Consider the following 20,949-nt stretch of genomic DNA (forward strand, 5'->3'; position numbering starts at 1 on the left):
TAGGGAAAGAAGGCCTACCATGAGAAAATATTTGATTTTGCTCTCGGTTGCCATCGTTTTGGCCGGAGTGGCGATATATCAGCATATGAACAGCGGAGCCGAAGCGGATGCCGGAGGTTCGAAGGCCGCCAGCGGTCCCGGACTCATTGCGGGGTCATCGGCGGCGGGTTCGGCGGACGTCAACCCCAAGCCCGGCTATACGGCTCCCCGGCTCGAGCTGACGGACTTGAACGAAAAACCTGTCGAGGTAGCCGGAAAGCGAGACAAGCTGCTTATCGTCAATTTTTGGGCGTCCTGGTGTTATCCATGCGAGATGGAAGCGCCCGATCTGGAGTCGCTGTCGAAGAAATACGACGGCAAGCTCGACCTGTACGGCATTAACGCGACGAATTACGATCAAGAACGCCAGGCGAGGGCATTCGTCGATCAGCAGAAGCTGACCTTTCCGATATTGATGGACCGGAAGGGAAAAGCGGTTGAAGCCTATAAAGTGAGCTCGTTCCCGACGAGCCTGATCATCGATTCGAACGGCATCGTCAGGGAGAGGATTACCGGCATCATCAAGAAGGGCGAATGGGAGCAGCTGATCGACAAGTGGCTGAAGGCCGAGGGGGAGCCGAAGAAGGCCGCGTAGCGGCCGGATCATCCGATTTCCGTCAATCGTAATCGAAGAAATGCCCGGTCCAGCGCGCGTTCAGGCGGCTGAGCCGGGCATTTATGTTAGGGATGCTTTCAGTGATTGACCAGTCCGAGCCGTTCTCTCGGCTCGTCGTAAACGGGCACTTTGTCCATATTCAGCAGAGCGTAACGGATACTGTCGACGAGGGCCTCCCAGCTTGCTTCGATGACATTGCTCGAAACGCCGACCGTGTTCCACGTATTATTGAAATCGGTTGATTCGATCAGCACGCGCACCTTGGCCGCCGTCGCGTCCTTTTCGTCAATGACGCGCACTTTATAATCGGAAAGATGAATATCGTTGATCCGGGGGTAAAATTGAACGAGCGCCTTGCGCAGCGCATTGTCCAGCGCGTTGACGGGCCCGTTCCCCTCCGCCGCCGTATAGACGGACTGCCCGTCCACATTGACCTTCACGATCGCTTCCGCGTTCATATGGCCGTTTGTTTTCTCGACGAGCATTTTGAACGATTCGAGCCGGAAAATTTCCTTCATCTCGCCGAAGGCGTCCCGCAGCAGCAGCTCGAGCGATGCATCCGCGCCTTCGAACTGGTAGCCCTGGTGCTCGAGCTCCTTGATGCGTTCCATAATCCGCTTCGTTTTATCGTTGTTTGCATTGACGTCGAGCCCCATCTCCTGCGCCTTGGAAATAATATTGCTCTGACCGGCGAGCTCGGAGACGAGAATGCGCTGCTTGTTGCCGACCAGCTCGGGGCGGATATGCTCATACGTCTTGGAATCCTTCATGATGGCGGAGACGTGGATACCGCCTTTGTGGGCGAAGGCCGCGTTGCCGACGTACGGCTGCCCGACAGGCATATGGACATTGGCGATTTCACTGATATAACGGGCGACGCCGGTAAGCGATTGAAGCTGCTCTTCGGTCACGCAGCTATAATTCAGCTTCAGCTGCAGGTTCGGAATAATCGAGCACAGGTTGGCGTTGCCGCACCGTTCCCCATAGCCGTTGATCGTTCCCTGCACCTGGCGCGCTCCCGCCTGGACGGCTGCCAGCGTGTTGGCGACGGCGAGCTCGCAGTCATTGTGCGTATGGATGCCGATCGGCGCGGTCAGCTCCGTCCGGACTCGTCCGACGATTTCGCTCACCTCGCCCGGGAGCGTGCCCCCGTTCGTATCGCACAGCACAAGCCAGTCCGCCCCGGCTTCCTGCGCTTTGCGCATAACCGCCAGCGCATATTCGGGGTTATGCTTGAAGCCGTCGAAGAAATGCTCGGCATCGAAAATCGCTTCAACACCGTTCCTTTTCAGGAATGCAATCGAATCGAAAATCATGGCGAGATTTTCTTCCAGCGTCGTCTGAAGCGCCGTATGCACATGGAAATCCCACGATTTGCCGACCAGCGTTGCGGCCTGAACGCCGGAATCGGCGATCCGGACGAGACTGCTGTCGTGCTCGGCGACGCTGTTTTTGCGGCGGGTGCTGCCGAACGCGGTAATTTTGGCCTGCAGCCCCATCCCTTTGATCCGCTGAAAAAATTCGATATCCTTGCTGTTGCTACCGGGGTTGCCGCCTTCAATATAATGAACGCCCAGCGCGTCGAGCTTCTGGGCAATCTTCAATTTATCGTCCGCCGAGAGGCTGATTCCCTCGCCTTGTGTGCCGTCCCGCAATGTTGTATCGAAAATCGAGATTTGGCTGGCCATGATTGGACGCTCCTCCTTCATTAAACCCTATGCAAATTCATCTAGTAATTATAACATCACTTGTCCGGTGCGTAAACGAAGGAGCGGCGTTCGTATTGACTGGCTTACGGCTCGGTTGTATGCTGAAACCATAAAGCAGCTCCGGATTCGAAAGGGGGGAGGTTATGCCGGAGGACCGTACGGATCACGGCTTGTTTTCCTCCCGGAAGGGCCGCGTGATCCTGCATCTGGATATGAACGCCTTCTACTGCTCCGTACACGAGGCCGAAGAGCCCGAGCTGTACCGCGGGAAACCGACGGCCGTCGCCGGAAGCGTCGAGCTGCGAAAAGGCATCATCGTGACGTCCTCCTACGCCGCCCGCGCCAAAGGGGTCCGTACGGGAATGACCGTCAGGCAGGGGCTCCAGGCGTGCCCGGACCTGATTTTGATCAAGCCCGATTTTGACTTGTACCGCCAATATTCCCGGGGCTTCATGTCGATTGCCTGGCAGTATACGCCGCTTGTCGAGGCGATGTCGATCGACGAATGCTACCTTGATATAACGGGATCGTCCGCCTTCGGCGATCCGCTGCAAATCGCGCATCAAATTCAGGACCGCATTCGCGGGGAATGGAATTTGCCGTGCTCGGTCGGCGTGGCGCCGAACAAACTGCTGGCGAAGATGGCTTCCGATATGCAGAAGCCGGGCGGGTTTACCGTGCTGCGCATCCGGGACGTTCCGCGGCTGCTCTGGGACAAGCCGTGCGACGCGCTGTTCGGCATCGGGCGCAAGACGGCCGAGAAGCTGAAACGGCTCAATATCCGCACGATCGGCCAGCTCGCCGCGGCGGACGAGCAGCTGCTCGTGAAGCAGTTCGGCGTCATGGGCGCCTGGATGAAGGAAGCGGCGCACGGCATCGATCGCGCTCCGGTTAGCGCCGCCCGCGAGCGGAACAAGTCGGTCGGCCATACGACGACGCTGCCGCACGATGTAACCGACCGGCAGGAGGCGCACCGGATTTTGCTGAACCTGGCGGACCAGACAGGCAGAAGGATGCGCAGGCAGAAGCTCGTCGCCTCGACGGTCCAGATCGTGATCCGCAGGCCGGATATGTCGACGATTACCCGTTCGATGACGATGCCGGATCCGACGGACGAGATGGGCGTGATCCACCGCGAGGCGTGCAGGCTGTTCGACAAGCACTGGCGCGAAGGGGAGCCTGTCCGGCTGCTCGGAATCACGCTGCAGAACCTGAAGCCGCTGGATGAAGCGGCCGTGCAGTTGGACCTGTTCGAGTACGAGCTGACGCCCCGCAAGGAGGCTTTGACGAGAGCGATGGACATGCTGCGCGATAAATTCGGCGAGGATGCGGTACTGACAGCCGGCATGCTCGGCAGCGACCCGTCGACGCTGATTCGCAACAAGCGAATTCGCGGGACATCCTTGCAAACGGACGAGCATTTGTTATATAGTGATGAATGAAGGTTTCTTTTCATGATCATAGCATGAGAGAATTGATAACATGCTTGCGATTCCATAGGAGGGAAAGACGATGGCGAAGTTTACTTATGTCGACAAAGATACGTGCATCGCTTGCGGTGCGTGCGGAGCGACCGCGCCCGATATTTACGATTACGACGATGAGGGTATTGCGGAAGTAATCTACGAAAACGACGGCAATACGGGGACGACGGAAATTCCGGAAGACCTGTACGACGATCTGCAGGATGCTGCGGACGGCTGCCCGACCGATTCCATTAAAGTTGCGGACAGCCCGTTTAATTAATGATTTTCTGCGCTGTGGAATCGAGAAAAAGCGGTTGACCGGGGGGAACGCCTCCCGATCAGCCGCTTTTTGTTTTTGCAGAAATGAAATGTGTGCCCTGCTGGAGCTGTACAACGCTATCGTGAATCGCCTTTCTGCCGATATAAGACGTATTGGCGCAGGATGGAGGGACAGCGGATGGGGCAGCAGGACGACATGGATTATTTGAAGCGATACGTCGAGCAGCATCCGGACAACCGGATGGCCTGGTACTTGCTCGGCAAACAATACATGCTGGAAGAGAAGGAAGCCAAAGCGAATTACTGCTTCCTGCAGGCCGGCAGCATTTATGAAGCATACGAACGGAAGCGCCATCCGCTAGCCGGCGAGCCGCAGGAAATGATTGCCGCCTGGAATCGGAGCCGCAGGCTGAAGTCGCTGCTCCGTCGTTCGGCCGCAGCGGCTCTGCTGCTGCTTGGTTTCGCGATGGCGGAGCCGTTAGCGAATGTTCACGACGGCAGCCTTCAGGAAGGTACAGCCGTCGAAACGGATCATGCCGGGGGACAAAGCGCTTCCGTTCGGGTTGCTTTTATTAGGCCGACCGACAATGACGCGGTCGGTAAAGCGCTTGGGGCTCTGCTGCAGGAGGGCAGGAAGCTGCCGGATACCGGGCTTGCGGCCATGCTGGAGCAAAACGGCGGGTGGCGGTTATGGACGGGCCGAACGCGGCTGCTGCTTGCCGTTCAATCCGGCGGCGGACCGCATGCAGCGATCAGCATGCTTGATGCCATGACATGCGCCTGCCAGCCGGCGGACGATACGGAGGCAGCCCGGACTTATAAGCTGTGGGCGGCCGGGCAGGAGGAGCGCTGGACGCTCGCCAGCGGCATGGCGCAGTACCGCGAGCTGTTCGGGAGGCTGCCGGAATCGCTAGACGATCTCGTCCAGCCTTATCCGAACAATGTTCTTGCCGGGGAAACGGCGGGCATGAAAGCGATCTTTCCGGAGCTGCTGCGCGAACTTAGAGCAAAAGAGGGGGACTCGGCTTCTGCGGCCGGAAATCGGGGCGGCGGCGGACCAAAGGCCGGTGCGGAGCAGCCGGCGGTGCCCGCGGCTGAGGAGGAAGACGCCTCGCTCCCGGACGAGACGCTGTCGATCGTAATCGATAAAGCGCGGCATACGCTTGCGGTCGTAAGCGGCGACGTCATCGTTCGCAGCTATCCGGTCGGGCTCGGCGGGGATAAAACGCCGGATGGCAGCTTTTACATCAGCGAGAAAGTAAAAAATCCGAATGGCCGCGACGACGGCGAATTCGGCAGCAGGGGAATGGTGCTGTCCGGCACGCGCTATGCCATTCATGGGACGGACGAGCCCGCAAGCATCGGCAAGGACGAGTCGCACGGCTGTATTCGAATGAAACGCGAGGACATTGAGGAGCTGTATGATTTGGTGCCGCTCGGCACGAAGGCGGAAATCGGGAGCGGCGAGCTTCCGGGGACTGCGGCGCCGGCCGAGCGCCGGTTCAAGCTGCAGCCGATGCAGGACGAGACGAACCCCGCCGTCGTCTATCGTTGGCTGAGTTAATCCGGCTGCCCTTATGGATTCCAAATAATTAAGGCCGTCATAATGGCGACAATCAAAACGAATGCGGCAATGATCCAGACGAGCGCCTTTTTGTTCGTTTCCTCTTTTTGTTTGGCTTTCAAAACAGGAGGTTTTTTCTTCGCCACGCTCATGACGACCAACCTTTCTATTGTTCGATAATAGCGGTGCACCCCCATTGTAACCGTTTCCCCGGCAGGCCGCAAGACGATGCGGCGCTTGCATCCGGAAAGGATTCGACAGGGCCCGGAAGGGCCTTTCTTTTTGCCGCCGGACACGTTAAACTGTTCGATAGAGAGCGAACACGAGGAACGGAGTGAACGAAAGTTGCTGTATATGAAATTGGCCAAGCCTGTATTGTTCCGGATGGACCCGGAGAAAGCGCACCATCTTGTCATCGACGGTTTGGGCGCCTGCGGCCGTATGCCGGGCGTACCGGGGGTGATGCGGGCGTTGTACGACACGCCGGAAAGCGGGGAGCTGGCCGTCGAGCTGCTGGGCTTGCGCTTCAGGCACCCGGTCGGGCTGGCCGCGGGATTGGACAAAAACGCCAAAGCGGTCGGCATGTTCGCGAACATCGGATTCGGATTTGCCGAGGTCGGCACCGTAACGCCGAAGGGGCAGCCGGGCAATGAGCTGCCGCGGCTGTTCCGGCTTCCGCCAGACGAGGCGCTGGTCAACCGGATGGGGTTTAATAATGAAGGAGCCGAATCGATGGCGCGCAGGCTTGCGGCCGGGAAACGCCATGCGATTCCAATCGCGGTCAATATCGGTAAAAATAAAACGACGCCGAACGAGCTCGCGCACGAGGATTACCGGAAATGCTTGCAGGTTCTGTACCCTTACGGGGATTTCTTCGTCGTGAATATCAGCTCGCCCAATACGCCCGATTTGCGGGCGCTGCAGCACGGCGACGAGCTGAAGCTGCTTGTGCGGACCGTCATGGAAGAAGCGGCCGGCCAGGCGAAAAAGCATGGCGGTACCCGCAAGCCGGTCTTTGTCAAAATCGCGCCGGATATGACGGCGGAGCAGCTCGCCTATACGGTGGAAACGATCGCCGCCGGCGGGATCGACGGCATCATCGCGACGAATACGACGATCGGCAGAGGGGGACTTACGCATCCGCACGCCAGGGAGACGGGCGGCCTCAGCGGCAGGCCGCTCCGGGAACGTTCGACCGAGGTGGTGCGCGAGGTTTACCGCCAGACGGGCGGTAAGCTGCCCATTATCGGCTCGGGCGGAATTTTTACGGCGGATGACGCATACGATAAAATTCGCGCCGGTGCGAGCCTCGTCGAAATTTATACGGCGCTCATTTATCGTGGGCCGGAGCTGCTCCGGGAGCTCGCGGAAGGCTTGAAGGAACGTCTGCGCAGAGACGGATTCAGCCATATTATAGATGCGGTTGGTGCAGACCACCGGTAAGAGGATGGGAGGCGGCCGGATGGACGGAAGAGATTGGGGCCTGTTTCTGCAGCCTTATGAACAGGCGGTTGAAGAGCTGAAGGTGAAATTCAAGACGCTCCGGACGGAATTGAAAGCAAGAGAGGCTTATGCGCCGATCGAGTTCGTTACGGGTCGGGTCAAGCGCATTTCGAGCATTTTGGAGAAGGCGAAGCGGCTCAGCGTGCCGATGGATAAAATCGAAACCGGCATCGAGGACATTGCGGGCATCCGCATCATGTGCCAGTTCGTGGACGATATACGGCGCGTGGCCGATTTGATCCGCGTGCGCAAGGATTTGCAGCTCGTGTACGAGAAAGACTACATTACGAATTACAAGGAAAGCGGCTATCGCAGCTATCATATGATCGTCGAGTACCCGGTGCAGACCGCGATCGGGCTGAAAAACGTGCTGGCGGAGGTGCAGATCCGGACGCTGGCGATGAATTTCTGGGCGACGATCGAGCATTCGCTCAACTATAAATATAAGGAAAGCTTGCCGGAGGAAGTGCGGCTGCGTCTGAAAACGGCGGCCGAGGCGGCTTTTCTGCTCGATACGGAAATGTCGAGCATCCGCAACGAAATTATCGATTCCCAACGCGGCTTCGAGGAAAAATCGAATGTCGTGTCCAGCGTCCTGAGCGATATCCAGGAGCTGTATTTCTTTCACCGCGTACGGGAGGCGGTTCAGTTCCAGCTGCGCTTCAACGAGCTGTGGGAGCAGGAGGACGCTTTTGCCATCCGCGTCCTGGCCGATGAAATCCGCAGTGCGCTGATGCGCGCCAAAAAGGGCGGAGGTGCCTAAGTGGCGGAGGGAACGCCGGAGTACGACGAGCGGTTCGTTCATTTTATCGTCCTGTTTAATGTAGACGAGGATTATTTCGAGTGCCACGAAGTGATGGAGGAGCTTTGGCTGGAGGAAGGCCGCAGCCTGCTGTACCAGGGGCTGCTGCAGGCCGCCGTCGGCCTTCATCATTGGCGAAACGACAATTACACCGGCGCCGTGAAGCTGTTCACGCAGTCGGAGAACAAGCTGGTCCGCTATCCGGACGTCACGATGGGCCTCTCGATCCGGCAGCTCCGGGACGATGTGGAACGCAGCCTGAAGCCGCTCCGGCATTGGGTAGAGCAGTCGCCGGCGGAGGCACCGCCGCCGTTTCGGCCGTTCAAGCTGGCCGTCACGGACGACAGGCTGCGAATGCTTGCGGAGGCGATGGCGGAAATTCCGCTGGAAGAACGGCTGCACGGGGAAGAGCCGCAATAGGCGGATAAGCGAATCGGCGATGGCGGCTTTTGAATTTAAGCCGGCACCGGGCTGGAGGCGGATAAGTAGTGGCGGAACGTATGAGGCTGGACAAGCTGCTTGCGAATATGGGCTGCGGCACGCGCAGCGAAGTGAAGAAGGCGGTCAGGCAAGGACGTGTTACCGTCGACGGCATTCCGGCCAAAGATAGCGGCATGACGCTCGATCCGGCCGAGGCTGTCGTCCGGTTCGACGGTGAGCGCATCGAATTCCGGGACACCGTTTATTTTATGCTCAACAAACCGCAGGGCGTCGTATCGGCGACGGAGGACGTGCGCGACAGGACCGTGGTCGATCTGCTGGACAACAAGGACCGGATGCTTGCGCCTTTTCCGGTCGGAAGACTCGATAAAGACACGGAGGGCCTGCTGCTCCTTACGAACGACGGCCGGCTGGCGCATGAGCTGCTTTCGCCGCGCAGGCATGTCCCCAAAACCTACGAGGCCGATGTGATCGGCGATGTCGGCGAACGGGACGCGCGTATATTTGCCTCCGGCGTCACGCTGGATGACGGTTATGTGACCATGCCTGCAGAGCTGCGGATTGACGGTAAATCCACTTATGAGGACGGCCCGGCCACGCGCATTACGCTGACCATTTACGAAGGGAAGTTCCACCAGGTGAAACGGATGTTCGAAGCCGTCGGGAAGAAGGTTGTCTATTTGCGCCGCACGGCGATGGGGCCGCTGCTGCTCGATCCTTCGCTGCCCTTGGGAAGCTACCGGCCGCTCCGGGAAAGCGAGCTGGAGCAGCTGGTTCAGCACACCCGTAATGAATCGACTGCAGAACGGTAGGTCAGATGCTTGACAGGCTGCAAGACATAGAAAAACCGCTGATGGGAGGAACCCCGTTCAGCGGTTATTTGAATGGATCAAGGATTCTATCCATTCCGGATAGAAACAGATGCTTTTCCCTGCGCTGCAAAAGGAACCGCCGGCCTACCCGGTCCGGCAGCTCCTTTGCATCCGTGGGTTTCTTCCCGGGATCGGACAGAGTTAGTACAGGACTCCGCGGGAAATAATAACCAGCAGAATAAACAGCACCAGGATTACACCAGCCGACGTAAAAGCGCCATGTACACCGGACATTCGAATTCCTCCCTGAATAGGTAATTTCCGGAGCCGTTGTGTCTTTAGGGTTGATGTGTCTCGGCACTCGGTATACTGTATCTTATGCCGACGGCTTCATAAGGATTGGACATAAGCCCTCATTTCGCGCAATTGGGCAGCGATAACGGCTTGCGGCGCAGCAATTTCGGTCGTCTGTCCCGGAGCTTTTTGCCGCAGAGAGGCAATAGCTGCTGTCCCGCCCGGGTATTAGCCGAGCCGTCGCAGCCCTTTCGGCAGATGATTTTTAATTTGCCCGCCGCTGGCCTTGCCCCAGCCGAGGGGCATTCCGTCTGCGGCAACCAGCCCCCAGCCGGCGGCCGTTTCCCGGGCGGGAATCGTTTCGCCGCGCAGGAAGGCGGCGACCTCCGGCGAATCCGCACCATACGATTGCACCCAAGCCGCAGCCTCGGGACGGACCGCAAGCGCGAGCGCGTGCGCAGGCTCGAGCCGGCGTTTGCGGATATCGCCGAGATGCAGGCCGGGTCTTGCTACCTTTAACCCTTGAAGCTTGTCCTGCGTAATCGGGCCGCCTTGATCCGTTTGCGGCAGCCAATATAAGGAATCGCCGAATCGAAGCGGCATACCGGGGCCGAGCTTCAATCCGCCGATGAGGGCGGATTCCGCAAACGTGCGGAACAGCTCCATGCCGCCCGCAAGCCCGGAATGATTTTGGGTTCGATGCGGGGGGCTTTTACGCATGGAGGCAGAACGCTTCCCGTTGTCCGGCCGCCCGGCCGAAGTGCCGGGGAGGCGTTCAAACCGCGCTCCATGCCGGCCTGCTTCCAAGTGGTCCGCCCGTGTCGGAGCCGGCGTGTCATCCACGCCTTTCCTTTGCAATACGGCTGCGAAATGCCCCTCACCTCGCTCCCGCTGAGGCCAAATCCGTTCGATGAGCCGGATGGAGAAATCGGGATATTTGGCGCAGAAGGCTTCCACCACCTCCTCATTTTCTTTCCGGTTGAACGTACAGGTCGAATACACAAGCCGGCCGCCCGGCCTCAGCATGACCGCCGCGTGGTCCAGAATGGACGATTGTCTGGCCGCGCACAGGTTCACATGCTCCGGCGACCATTCGGCGATGGCCTGCTCGTCCTTGCGGAACATGCCTTCCCCCGAGCAGGGGGCATCCAGCATTATTCGGTCGAATGCCGCCGGAAGCCGGGCTGACAGCTCATCCGGCGCAGCGTTCGTCACGATCACGTTCGCGGCGCCGCAACGCTCCACATTTTCGCTTAATATTTTCGCCCGGGCCGGATGGATTTCATTGGCGACCAGCACGCCGCGCCCGGCCATTTTCCCGGCGATCTGCGTCGTTTTCCCGCCCGGTGCGGCGGCCAAATCGAGGATGGCTTCACCGGGCTGCGGGTCCAGCAGCTCCGCCGGCCGCATGGCCGAAGGCTCCTGGATATAATAAAGGCCCGCCGCGTAATACGGATGTTTGCCGGGCCGGGTGTCGGGGGCGTAATAGTACCCGGTAGCGCACCAGGGCACGGGTTCAAGGCGGAACCGTTCCGTCACATGCGCCATGATCGGCGAATCCGTGCTCGTTTTCAACGGATTGATACGCAGCCCGTATGTACGAGGGGCCTCATAGCTTTTCAAAAATAGATTCGTTTCCGGACCGAGCAGCTCGTTCATTTGAGATCGAAAAGCATCCGGCAATTTTGCCTGCACGATCGGACCCTCCTTTTTCGATGGTAACCTAACCTGTCAATGGGACTCATTATAGCATAACTTTTGGATGGACTGGACCGAGGGACGGGTACTGCATATGAATCAGTTATATCCGGAATTGTAAGCGGCAGGGATCATATTCAGCTTGTACATTGACGGTACGAATCTCCTTTTATGATTTCCAGAAACGGAAACGGCAGGTATACTTTAGGAAAGGTAGTACAGGGGGAGGATCGCAAATCGTTCGGTCTCAAGCCAATTTCAAGGAAGAAAGGCGGCTGCGCTTTGAACAGCTTTGAATTAATCCGGGCTTCTCACGAGTATAAAGAAGTCATCCGTAATTTAATGCAATTTTATGTTTACGATTTTTCTGAATTTGAACCATGCGATGTTGAAGCTGACGGTTTGTTTGGACCCTATCCCTATTTGGAGGATTATTGGAAGGAAGAAAGTCTCCGATATCCCTATGTCATTAAACAAAATGACAAGTATGCAGGCTTTGTATTGGTTCGATTGATCGAATCCGGCGAGCGGCGTTATTTTTCAATGGCGGAGTTTTTTATGATGAAGAAATATAGAAAAAAAGGAATCGGAAAGTCCGTAGCTAAACAAATTTTTCATTTGCACAAAGGACAATGGGAGGTCTTTCAATTAGAAAGCAATCAGCCGGCCCGGATTTTCTGGACGAAGGTCATCGATGAATTTACGCAGGGACAATTTAAAGCTCGAGTCGAAAACGGCAGAACCATTCAAGAATTTATGAGCTGACTACGGTGAATCAAATACATAGTTTAAGTTCGACCGGGCGGATTCGATTTTGTGCTCCGATAATCGGTATTGGGGCTTAACGAAGGAGATGAAAAATCATGGGTTTCGATGACACGTTCCGATTCGGCGTCCATGCCGTTATAACCAATCCCGACGCTCATATCCTCCTGCTAAAACGAACCTATGGCAACAAAGGGTGGAGCCTTCCCGGGGGAGGCGTGGATCCCGGCGAAACCATTCATCAGGCGCTCCGCCGCGAATGCCGGGAAGAGCTGGGCCTGGAAATTTTTGACGAAGTATTGACCGGCTTTTATTATCACAGCCGTCTTAACGCACAGGTCGGCATCTTTCGCTGCTCGATCCCGGACCAGGCGGAAATAACGCTTAGCTCGGAGCACTCGGCATGGAAGTGGTTCGATGTGGCGGAATTAAGCGAGGTTCAACGCATAAGAGTGATGGATGCGCTGCATTTTCGGGGAAACGTGATCAGCCGTGCATTTTAATGGCGACAATCGATTAAAGCGGGGAGCGGTTCGGGCCGTTTTCCTCGACTTTTACGGGACGGTTGTTCAGGAAGATGACGAAACGGTGTCCTGGATCTGCAGCGAAATCAAAAAGACCGCCTCCGGCCCATGTACGGTAAGTGAAATCGGGAATTATTGGTGGAAAATATTTTCAGACATGTGCCGTAACTGTTTTGGAGCGAGGGTTATCACACAGAGAGAGCTGGGCATGCAATCTCTGACGGAGACGATTCGGCATTTTAAATCCGCATTGGAGGCGGAAACGGTTATTCGCCGGCAGTATGAGCATTGGACGAAACCCGGACTTTTTGAAGATTCGAAGCCTTTCTTGAACAGGATCGATTTGCCGGTATACCTGTTGTCCAATATCGATTCGGCCGATATCGCCGCCGCGCTGAATTTTCACGAGATCGAGGTTCATGGCGTGCTGACAAGCGAAGACGTACGGGCCTATAAGCCGAGGCCGGAGCTGTTTCGGGAAGCGCTGGGCAGGTATGGGTACAGACCGGAAGAGGTGCTGCATATCGGGGACTCTTTAACAAGTGACGTGTTAGGTGCGCAGGGCGCTGGGATTAAGACGGTGTGGTTGAACCGGAAAGGAAAGCTGAAGCCGGATTCGATAAAACCAGAACATGTTTGCTGTCATTTATTGGAGGTCTTGAAGCTGGTGTCACAAGTGTAAGAAGAAAAAGTGCTGACCTGGAGCTCGAAATGGACGGAACCGAAATGAGGTGCATGAATGATCCTATACCAGCAAGACAAGCTGTCGGTCCGAGTCTTGCAAAAGGATGACGCGGAGCTTTTGGTCCGGTGGCTGTCCGATCCCAAGGTGCTGGAATATTATGAAGGCCGGGACAACGCGCACGATCTGGACAAGGTCCGCGAACATTTCTACCGGGAAGACGAAGCGACACGCTGCATCGTCCAGTATGAAGAAATTGATATCGGTTACATTCAATTTTACCCGGTGCTGGAAGAAGAACGCCGGCTGTACGGATACACGGATCGGCAGGAGACGCTGTACGGCATGGACCAATTCATCGGGGAAACGCAGTTTTGGAATACGGGAATCGGTACGAAATTGGTGGCCAGCATGAGAGATTACTTGATGCGGCGAGGAGTCGACGCGATTGTGATGGACCCACAGGCGTGGAATCATCGTGCGCTGCGCTGTTACGAAAAATGCGGCTTCGTCAAAATGAAGATGCTGCCAAGCCATGAACGGCACGAAGGCGAGATGAGGGACTGCTGGCTGATCGAATACCGCAAATGAAACAAACGAACTCCTCATCGATGACGCGTCCGTGCGGTCGAGCCGATGGACTTCGATGGAAGCTCAAAAATCATTTTACGCGAGCCGCGAGAAGCGGCTCTTTCCTTTTTCATGCGGCAGTTCAATCGGAGGCTCCTCCAAATACCCGAAAAAAATGCTGATTTTTCTTAAGAAATCCCTAACTTTTGTTTATGTCCATCTCCTTCCCCCCTTGCTACAATGAAAAAACCACGGGATGAACGCGGATGACCCGGCGGAAAAGCTCGAAAAACGGCGTCACCAGCTCACCGAAGACGCGGCCTTGCCCCGCGAAGCTGCCGAGCTTGCAAGAGGTCTTCCTCAGCATTTCTTATTAAAGCATGAGGGATGCCGTACATCCGTTACATGTTAAGGAGGGTCAGGTACATGATGAACAAAAAAGCGGTCGCCGTATGCATGCTTGCTTCGATGATGATGCTTGCCGCATGCGGAGGAACCAACAGCGCAAACAAACCGGAAAGCGATGCCTCGCAGCCTTCTGAAAGCGCTTCCTCAACGACGCCGTCCAGCGGCAAGACGGTCGAACTCCGAATGTCCTGGTGGGGATCCGACGCCAGGCACGAGAAAACGCTGAAAGCGATCGAGCTGTTCGAAAAGAAAAATCCCGGTATCAAAATTACGGGCGAATATTCCGGCTTCGACGGCTATTTCGACAAGCTGAATACGCAGCTCGCGGCGGGGAACGCGCCGGACCTGATTCAAATGGGCGGCAACATCAAAGAATACGTGGACAAAAACTCTCTGCTCGACCTCACTCCGTATGTAGGAAAAACGCTAAACGTGAGCGATTTCAACGAAGGCGTCGTGAAGGCGGCTACCTTTAACGGCAAGTATTACGGGGTAACGCTTGGCGTCAGCTCGTTCGGGCTGCTGTACAACGCAAGCATGTTCGAGAAAGCGGGCGTGCCGCTGCCGACGGAGAAATGGACGTACGACGATTATAAGACGGCCGCCGTTCAAATCTCCCAAAAGCTCGGCAAAGGCTTTTACGGCTCCTACGATCTTTCAAGCGAACCGGCGGCGCTCGGCTCGTATTTGCACAGCGTGGGCAAGGAGCTGTACCGGGACGGCGACCGGCATTTCGACAAGCAGGATATGATCAACTGGTTTACGATGTGGGAGGATATGCGCAAAGCGGGAGCCGTCACGCCTCCGGACACGCAGGTGGCCAACCCGCCGACCGCCGTCGACAAGTCCTTGATCGTCAAAGGCCAAGTGGCCATTCAAAGCGCGGCCGCTTCGCAAATTTACGGTTTTCAGGAGCTGACGAAGGATAAGCTGGGCCTGACCACGTACCCGAACGGTTCCGCCGGAACCGGTATGGCTCCGCCGGAATCCGGTCAATTCATGACGGTGTACTCGAAGACGGAGCACCCTGAAGAAGCGGCGAAGTTCATCGACTTCATGGTGAACGACCCCGATGCGGGTGCGATTCTGGGCAGCGACAGGGGAGTGCCGGCCTCGAGCAAAATCCGCGATCAATTGGCGGCGCAGTCTACGCCGGTCGACAAGGTGCTCTACGACTACATTTCGCTGGTCAGCAAAGTCGCGCCGGAGACGGACAACCATCAGTTCCCGCTGGACAACGAGTTCTCCAAGCTGCTTCAGCTCACCAGCGAGAAAATCGCGTTCGACGCCAATTCTATCGACAAATCGGTCGACGAGTTTATGACGGAAGTCGACAAGCTGCTTGCCAAAGCAAAGACGCAATAATCGCTTGGATCCAGTGATATTGGGACAACGGGGAGCCCTGACGCGGCTCCCTTTTCCCGAGTTAGGAGTGTTTGCGCCATGCAGAAATATAAAACGTATGCGGCCGGGTATTTGTTTTTGCTGCCCTGGCTGATCGGCTTTTTCCTGCTGTACCTCATTCCGTTCGTCGCTTCGTTTTACTTGTCGTTCACGAATTACGATCTGCTGACGGCGCCGAAATGGGCCGGGCTGGCCAACTTCAAGACGATGTTTACGGACGATTATCGACTGGGCGGTTCGATCCGGGTCACGTTTCAATACGTATTCATCTCCCTGCCACTGCGGCTGTCGTTCGCGCTCGGACTTGCGGTGCTGCTGAACCAGGGGATGCGGTTTCTCGGTCTGTACCGCACGATTTATTATATTCCGTCCCTGCTGGGCGGCAGTGTGGCGATCTCGGTGCTTTGGAAGCAGGTGTTCGATAAAGAGGGGATTTTCAACCAGGGACTCGCGCTGCTCGGCATCAACGGTCCGAACTGGATCGCCGATCCGCGATATGCGGTCTATTCGCTGGTCGGATTGTCGGTTTGGCAGTTCGGGGCGGTCATGATCATTTTTCTGGCCGGGCTGAAGCAAATCCCGCACGAGCTGTACGAGGCGGCGACCGTGGACGGGGCCGGGCCCGTCCGGAAATTCGCACGCATTACGATGCCGCTGCTGACGCCCGTTATATTTTTTAATTTGACCATTACGCTCATCCAATCGTTCCAAACGTTCACCAAAGCGTTCATTATTAGCGGCGGAACGGGCGGGCCGATCAACTCGACGCTTCTCTACTCGCTGTATTTGTATATTAAAGGCTTTACGTTCATGGAAATGGGGTACGCCTCGGCAATGGCCTGGCTGCTGCTCGTGATTGTGGCCGCGTTTACCGGGCTGCTGTTTCTGTCGTCCCGCTACTGGGTCTATTATTCGGACGGGAGGGACTGACAATGACCGGATACCGGCAAATCAAACCGTTCGTGTTCCATATTGTGGTGATGGGATTCGGCATTCTGATGCTGTACCCGGTACTGTGGCTGGTCAGCAGCTCGCTGAAGCCGACGACGGACATTTTCACGCATCAGGGACTATGGCCCTCCCAAATCACGATGTCCCATTATGCAGACGGCTGGTTCGGCCTGCGCAACATCCAGTTCGGCCGTTTCTTCCTCAATTCACTGATGCTGTGCCTGCTTGCGGTAATCGGTACGGTGCTGAGCTCGTCTATGGCCGCCTTCTCGTTCGCGCGCATTACGTTTCCGCTGCGCAATCTGTTTTTTGCCCTCATGCTGGGCACGATCATGCTTCCGGGACACGTGACGCTGATCCCGCAATACATTCTGTTTCATAAAATCGGCTGGGTGGATACGTATTTGCCGCTGATCGTACCCAAATTCGTCGGAGACGCTTTCTTCGTCTTCCTGATCGTGCAGTTTATCCGGGGTATCCCCCGGGAGCTGGACGAGAGCGCAAAGATCGACGGCTGCGGTTGGGTGACGCTGTATGTGCGCATCATTATGCCGCTCAGCCTGCCTGCGCTGATGACGGCCGCGATTTTCACCTTCATGGGCACGTGGGACGATTTCTTCGGCCAATTGATTTATTTGAGCGACATCAAGAAATTTACGGTGCCGCTCGGCCTGCGCCTTTTTCTGGATTCGAGCGGCAGCTCCAACTGGGGCGCGGTATTCGCCATGTCCGTCTTGTCCATCGTGCCGAGCCTGATTATTTTCTTCGCGGGGCAGCGATACTTTACGCAAGGAATTGCGACGACCGGCCTGAAAGGTTAAAATGACGGTGCGACTGATCAAGCAGAGGAATGGTCCCGATGCGCAAACTGGTCAATTACCGAACCAAGCTTTTTACGCTGATGGTGCTTTGTTTCATCGGATTAAACAGCCTGCTGCTGCTTATTTCGGGACTTGTTTATTATGGCACGTATTCCCGTCTTGCCTACCGCGAAATCCGGGAAACGAAAAACGAGCTGCTGGACGCGACGTCCCAGAAGCTGTCCAATTATGTAGGGGACATCCAGGATACGGCCCGTTTCCTGGTGACGAATACGCTGGTCCAGCAGTACCTGTCGGCGCCGCCGGCGAACAACTACGATTACGTGGCGAAGAGCCGGGCGCTGTACGAGGAATTCCAGAAGCTGGCCACCGTGAAGGCGGGCCTCTATTCGATTGAATTATACATGGACTGGCTGAGAGGCTATCCGACCTTCCAGGATCAATTCATGCATCCGATGGCGGACGCGGCGGCGCAGGGGTGGCTGAAGCGCATGGATCGGGCGGACGGGTTCTGGATCGCTTCCCATGAGGTCCCGATTTTCGGCGGCACGATTTCAATGATCAGCTACGTGCACCGGATTATCGGCAGCCGGGGCGAGAGCCTCGGCATCGTCAAAATCAACATTCCGGTCGATAAGCTGTTCGATATGCTGTCGACCGGCGGCGACAATTACTACGTGGTTTTGGACGCGCAAGGCGGCTATATCGCTTCGGCGCTGCCGCCGGGCATCTCCGTCCGGGGCAGCGCGAACGACCTGCTGAAGGAAGTGGCGGGCACGAAATACAGCGTAATCCGGTCCGAATCGAATACGCAGTATTGGACGCTGCTGCAGCTGATTTCCAAAGACGTGCTCCGGCAGAGCGGCAACGAAATCCGCATGCTGACCGTCGGACTGCTGAGCGCCCTGATCGTGCTTTCCATCCCGCTGGCGTTCTGGGTATCCAAAAAATTGACGTCGCCGATCTACGGCATGGTCAAAGGGATGCGGACACTGGAAAAGGGCGATTTCAACGTGCGGCTGAACGCGTCCAGCATCCAGGAATACAGCTACCTGACGAAGCAGTTCAACCGCATGGTCTGCCGGCTGAAGGAGCTGATCGAGCGTCTGAACCAGGAGCACCGCGACCGGCGCGAAGCGGAGATTCAGCTGCTGCAATCGCAGATCAAGCCGCATTTTCTGTATAATACGCTCGATCTGATTTATTGGCGGGCGATGGACCACAATGCGCACGAGATCAGCCAAATGGTGCTTCAGCTCTCCAGGCTGTTCCGGATCGGTCTCAGCAGCAGCAAGTGGTACGTTTCGGTCAGGGACGAGCTGGCCCACGCCCGCTGCTACATGGCGATTCAGCAGTACCGGCAAAACTTCGCCATCGATTACCGCGAAGAGACGGATCAGGATTTGCTCGGCTGCCTTATTCCGAAAATCGTGCTGCAGCCGTTTTTGGAAAATGCGGTCATCCACGGCTTCCGCGAGCGCAGCGGAAACGCCGCCGTCCAGGTGCGGATCGAACGGCGTACGCAGGGCGTCGCCCGTCAGCTCTTCATCACGATCGCCGACAACGGAGCCGGTCTGCCGGAAGGATTCGAGATGTCCTCCGCCGGCGGAATCGGCATCCGCAACGTTCAAGACCGGATCCACCTGTACTGCGGACCCGGCTACGGCGTACGGATGATGGCGGGCGAGCAGGGTGGAACGATCGTTATGCTGAACCTGCCGCTCATTCGCCGGGAAGAGGAAATGGAGCAGCTGCGGAGGAGCTTGTCACATGAATACGATTCTGCTGGTGGATGACGACGAATACGTAATCAACGGGCTGCTCCGGCATATCCCCTGGGAAGATATGGGGGTGCGGATTGTCGGGACGGCCAAGGACGGGTCGGAGGGCCTGCGCAAATTCCGGGAGCTTCGGCCCGATTTCGTCATTACCGACATTTACATGCCGGTCATGGACGGGTTTCAATTTACGGAGGAAATCCACAGCCTCGACCCGGACGTGCCGGTGGTCATTTTGAGCGGCTTCGACGATTTCGCCAACGCCCGCAAAGCCGTTACCACGGGCGTCCAGCATTTTCTGCTGAAGCCTCCGAGCATTGCGGAAATCGAGTTCGTTGTCCGCGAAGTGGTGAGGCAGCTTAACGAATCGCGCGAGCGCGACGAGCTGCTGGCCAGCTATGTGCAGCAGCAGGATGTCGTGCGGAGGTCGATGAAGGACGCGTTTTTCCGGGACCTGCTGTACACCCGGTACAGGCAGGAGGAGCTGCCCCGGCAGCGGATCGCCTTTATGGGATTGCCGGAGCGGCCGACCGTACAAGTGTTGACGCTGAGTCTCGTGCGCTCGGACAGTCCCTCGGGCCAGGACGAGCGGGAGTGGCAGCTGCTGCGCTTCGGAACCGGCAATATTATCCGCGAGACGCTTGCCGGGCTTCCGAGAGCGGATTTGCCGCTGTTCGCGGAGGTGCTCGAATATTCGGACCAGCGCTTCGTCGTCGTATTCCTGGGGGGAACGGCGCCCGCCGATGAAGTGCACGACGCCGTCATGCAGTTGTCGCGCGCCATGCTGGACAATATTTTGCAGTACATGAGGCTGTCCACGCTTGCCGGGCTTGGAACCGTCGCCCAAGGCTACGAACGGCTGATCGATTCTTACCTCGAGAGCCGCGCCGCGCTTGAAACGGCGGAGATGAACGAGTGGAACCGCATTTACGTATATGCGCCGCAGAGCGAACCGGAGCGGAAAAAGAGCGTATCCTTGGATGCGGTGCGCGGCGTGCACGACGCCTTTTTGCAGAGAAGGTGGCTGCAGGCGCTGGAGCTCTGGAAGCAGCTCGGTGCCGAGCTCGCGGGCGGCTCCGTTCCGCTCCCGGTCATGAAAGGGGTTTGCGCCGGCGTGGCGAGCGCGCTGTGGACGGCCGTTCAGTCCGCAGGACTGCAGCCGGAGCCGGCGTCCGAGGCCGGCCTGGACGATCTGCTGCTGCATCTGCACCGCTGCGGCTCCGCCCGTCAGCTGCTGGACTGGATGGACAACGAGCTGGTGCCGCCGCTGATCCATCAGGTTCGCGAGGAAATGACGGACCGGAAAAGCCACGCCCTGATCGACCGCGTCATTCACGAATACATCGAAAAATGCTACCAGGAAAACATTTCGCTGGAGCAAATCGCATCGAACCTGCACGTGAACCGCAACTATTTGAGCCATTTGTTCAAGCGGATTACAGGGGAGCCGTTTGTGACCTATTTCAACAAGTTCCGCATCCGGAAAGCGCAGGAGCTGATCCGTACGGGCAAATATATGGTGTATGAAATCAGCGAGATGGTCGGATTCCAGAATGCGACTTATTTCAGCCAGGTGTTCAAATCGATCACCGGTTACAGTCCTTCCGAGTATAAAAGGTAGTCAGCAGGCCGCGCATGCGGCCTGTTTTCATTTTTTTCGCCGGACAAAGAGCGTCATTACCCCGTCGCTCTGATGATTACCTCGAGTCGCTGTAAGGATTATTTGTTGCCGTAATCGCCCGATTAACGGGCTTTTGCGGGGATTGGCAAAATGTCGCTATCGGGATTGTAGCCATTTATCCGGCGGTGCGGAATAATGAAAG

Annotated in this window: 21 protein-coding genes; 17 read left to right on the forward strand and 4 right to left on the reverse strand. The window is 56.9% G+C overall.

The features are described from left to right. Nucleotides 1–19: 19 nt before the first annotated feature. Nucleotides 20–634, forward strand: a complete 615-nt coding sequence (locus PD282_RS08505; protein ID WP_274650087.1) for a TlpA family protein disulfide reductase — start codon at nt 20–22, stop codon at nt 632–634. A 98-nt stretch (nt 635–732) separates the two neighbouring features. Here PD282_RS08505 and cimA read toward each other — a convergent pair whose 3' ends face one another. Continuing rightward, a complete protein-coding gene (gene cimA / locus PD282_RS08510; RefSeq protein ID WP_274650089.1) occupies nt 733–2,343 on the reverse strand; it encodes a citramalate synthase in 1,611 nt (536 codons plus the stop codon). Between the two features lie 164 nt (nt 2,344–2,507). Between cimA and PD282_RS08515 the strand changes: the two genes are divergently transcribed. The 3 genes from PD282_RS08515 to PD282_RS08525 all read left to right on the forward strand — a co-directional run bounded on the left by PD282_RS08515 (nt 2,508) and on the right by PD282_RS08525 (nt 5,673). Further along, nucleotides 2,508–3,806, forward strand: coding sequence for a DNA polymerase IV (locus PD282_RS08515; protein ID WP_274650091.1), 1,299 nt, complete (start codon nt 2,508–2,510; stop codon nt 3,804–3,806). A gap of 70 nt (nt 3,807–3,876) precedes the next feature. Further along, complete coding sequence (locus tag PD282_RS08520; RefSeq protein ID WP_274650093.1) at nt 3,877–4,110, forward strand: ferredoxin; 234 nt, start codon at nt 3,877–3,879, stop codon at nt 4,108–4,110. 177 nt (nt 4,111–4,287) lie between these two features. Continuing rightward, complete coding sequence (locus tag PD282_RS08525; protein ID WP_274650095.1) at nt 4,288–5,673, forward strand: L,D-transpeptidase; 1,386 nt, start codon at nt 4,288–4,290, stop codon at nt 5,671–5,673. 11 nt (nt 5,674–5,684) lie between these two features. Here the strand turns inward: PD282_RS08525 and PD282_RS08530 are convergent, their stop codons facing one another. Further along, nucleotides 5,685–5,825 (reverse strand): hypothetical protein, encoded by a 141-nt coding sequence (locus PD282_RS08530; RefSeq protein ID WP_274650097.1) that lies wholly within the window; start codon nt 5,823–5,825, stop codon nt 5,685–5,687. 193 nt (nt 5,826–6,018) lie between these two features. Between PD282_RS08530 and PD282_RS08535 the strand changes: the two genes are divergently transcribed. The 4 genes from PD282_RS08535 to PD282_RS08550 all read left to right on the forward strand — a co-directional run bounded on the left by PD282_RS08535 (nt 6,019) and on the right by PD282_RS08550 (nt 9,231). Next, a complete protein-coding gene (locus PD282_RS08535; protein ID WP_274650099.1) occupies nt 6,019–7,116 on the forward strand; it encodes a quinone-dependent dihydroorotate dehydrogenase in 1,098 nt (365 codons plus the stop codon). 19 nt (nt 7,117–7,135) lie between these two features. Then, on the forward strand, nt 7,136–7,939 hold the full coding sequence (gene yjbM, locus PD282_RS08540) for a GTP diphosphokinase (protein WP_274650101.1): 804 nt from the start codon (nt 7,136–7,138) through the stop codon (nt 7,937–7,939). Then, nucleotides 7,940–8,398, forward strand: coding sequence for a DUF309 domain-containing protein (locus tag PD282_RS08545; protein ID WP_274650103.1), 459 nt, complete (start codon nt 7,940–7,942; stop codon nt 8,396–8,398). A 68-nt stretch (nt 8,399–8,466) separates the two neighbouring features. Continuing rightward, complete coding sequence (locus tag PD282_RS08550; RefSeq protein WP_274650105.1) at nt 8,467–9,231, forward strand: pseudouridine synthase; 765 nt, start codon at nt 8,467–8,469, stop codon at nt 9,229–9,231. A gap of 201 nt (nt 9,232–9,432) precedes the next feature. Here the strand turns inward: PD282_RS08550 and PD282_RS08555 are convergent, their stop codons facing one another. Together PD282_RS08555 and PD282_RS08560 are read right to left on the reverse strand one after the other, a co-directional pair. Continuing rightward, entirely contained in the window at nt 9,433–9,525 is a 93-nt protein-coding gene (locus PD282_RS08555) for a YjcZ family sporulation protein (RefSeq protein WP_274650107.1), read from the reverse strand. Between the two features lie 228 nt (nt 9,526–9,753). After that, entirely contained in the window at nt 9,754–11,223 is a 1,470-nt protein-coding gene (locus PD282_RS08560) for an RsmB/NOP family class I SAM-dependent RNA methyltransferase (RefSeq protein ID WP_274655107.1), read from the reverse strand. A 171-nt stretch (nt 11,224–11,394) separates the two neighbouring features. On the opposite strand from PD282_RS08560, the gene PD282_RS08565 reads away from it, so the two are divergent. The 9 genes from PD282_RS08565 to PD282_RS08605 all read left to right on the forward strand — a co-directional run bounded on the left by PD282_RS08565 (nt 11,395) and on the right by PD282_RS08605 (nt 20,747). Further along, nucleotides 11,395–11,988 carry a GNAT family N-acetyltransferase gene (locus PD282_RS08565; RefSeq protein WP_274650109.1) on the forward strand — a complete coding sequence of 198 codons (594 nt, stop codon included), beginning with the start codon at nt 11,395–11,397 and terminating at the stop codon, nt 11,986–11,988. A gap of 98 nt (nt 11,989–12,086) precedes the next feature. Further along, nucleotides 12,087–12,491, forward strand: a complete 405-nt coding sequence (locus PD282_RS08570) for an NUDIX hydrolase (RefSeq protein WP_274650111.1) — start codon at nt 12,087–12,089, stop codon at nt 12,489–12,491. After that, entirely contained in the window at nt 12,481–13,194 is a 714-nt protein-coding gene (locus tag PD282_RS08575; RefSeq protein WP_338045168.1) for an HAD family hydrolase, read from the forward strand. The genes PD282_RS08570 and PD282_RS08575 overlap by 11 nt, the downstream gene beginning before the upstream one ends. Before the next feature lie 57 nt (nt 13,195–13,251). Beyond that, a complete protein-coding gene (locus PD282_RS08580; protein ID WP_274650113.1) occupies nt 13,252–13,785 on the forward strand; it encodes a GNAT family N-acetyltransferase in 534 nt (177 codons plus the stop codon). Nucleotides 13,786–14,190: 405 nt separating this feature from the next. Beyond that, nucleotides 14,191–15,537, forward strand: coding sequence for an ABC transporter substrate-binding protein (locus tag PD282_RS08585; RefSeq protein WP_274650114.1), 1,347 nt, complete (start codon nt 14,191–14,193; stop codon nt 15,535–15,537). Nucleotides 15,538–15,615: 78 nt separating this feature from the next. After that, nucleotides 15,616–16,506: a carbohydrate ABC transporter permease gene (locus tag PD282_RS08590; protein WP_274650115.1), complete on the forward strand. Its 891-nt coding sequence runs from the start codon at nt 15,616–15,618 to the stop codon at nt 16,504–16,506. Between the two features lie 2 nt (nt 16,507–16,508). Beyond that, nucleotides 16,509–17,348: a carbohydrate ABC transporter permease gene (locus PD282_RS08595; RefSeq protein ID WP_274650116.1), complete on the forward strand. Its 840-nt coding sequence runs from the start codon at nt 16,509–16,511 to the stop codon at nt 17,346–17,348. A 38-nt stretch (nt 17,349–17,386) separates the two neighbouring features. Next, nucleotides 17,387–19,144, forward strand: coding sequence for a cache domain-containing sensor histidine kinase (locus PD282_RS08600; RefSeq protein ID WP_274650117.1), 1,758 nt, complete (start codon nt 17,387–17,389; stop codon nt 19,142–19,144). Continuing rightward, entirely contained in the window at nt 19,119–20,747 is a 1,629-nt protein-coding gene (locus tag PD282_RS08605; protein WP_274650119.1) for a response regulator transcription factor, read from the forward strand. The genes PD282_RS08600 and PD282_RS08605 overlap by 26 nt, the downstream gene beginning before the upstream one ends. Nucleotides 20,748–20,949: the final 202 nt, after the last annotated feature.

Source organism: Paenibacillus humicola (assembly GCF_028826105.1).
Taxonomy (GTDB): domain Bacteria; phylum Bacillota; class Bacilli; order Paenibacillales; family Paenibacillaceae; genus Paenibacillus_Z; species Paenibacillus_Z humicola.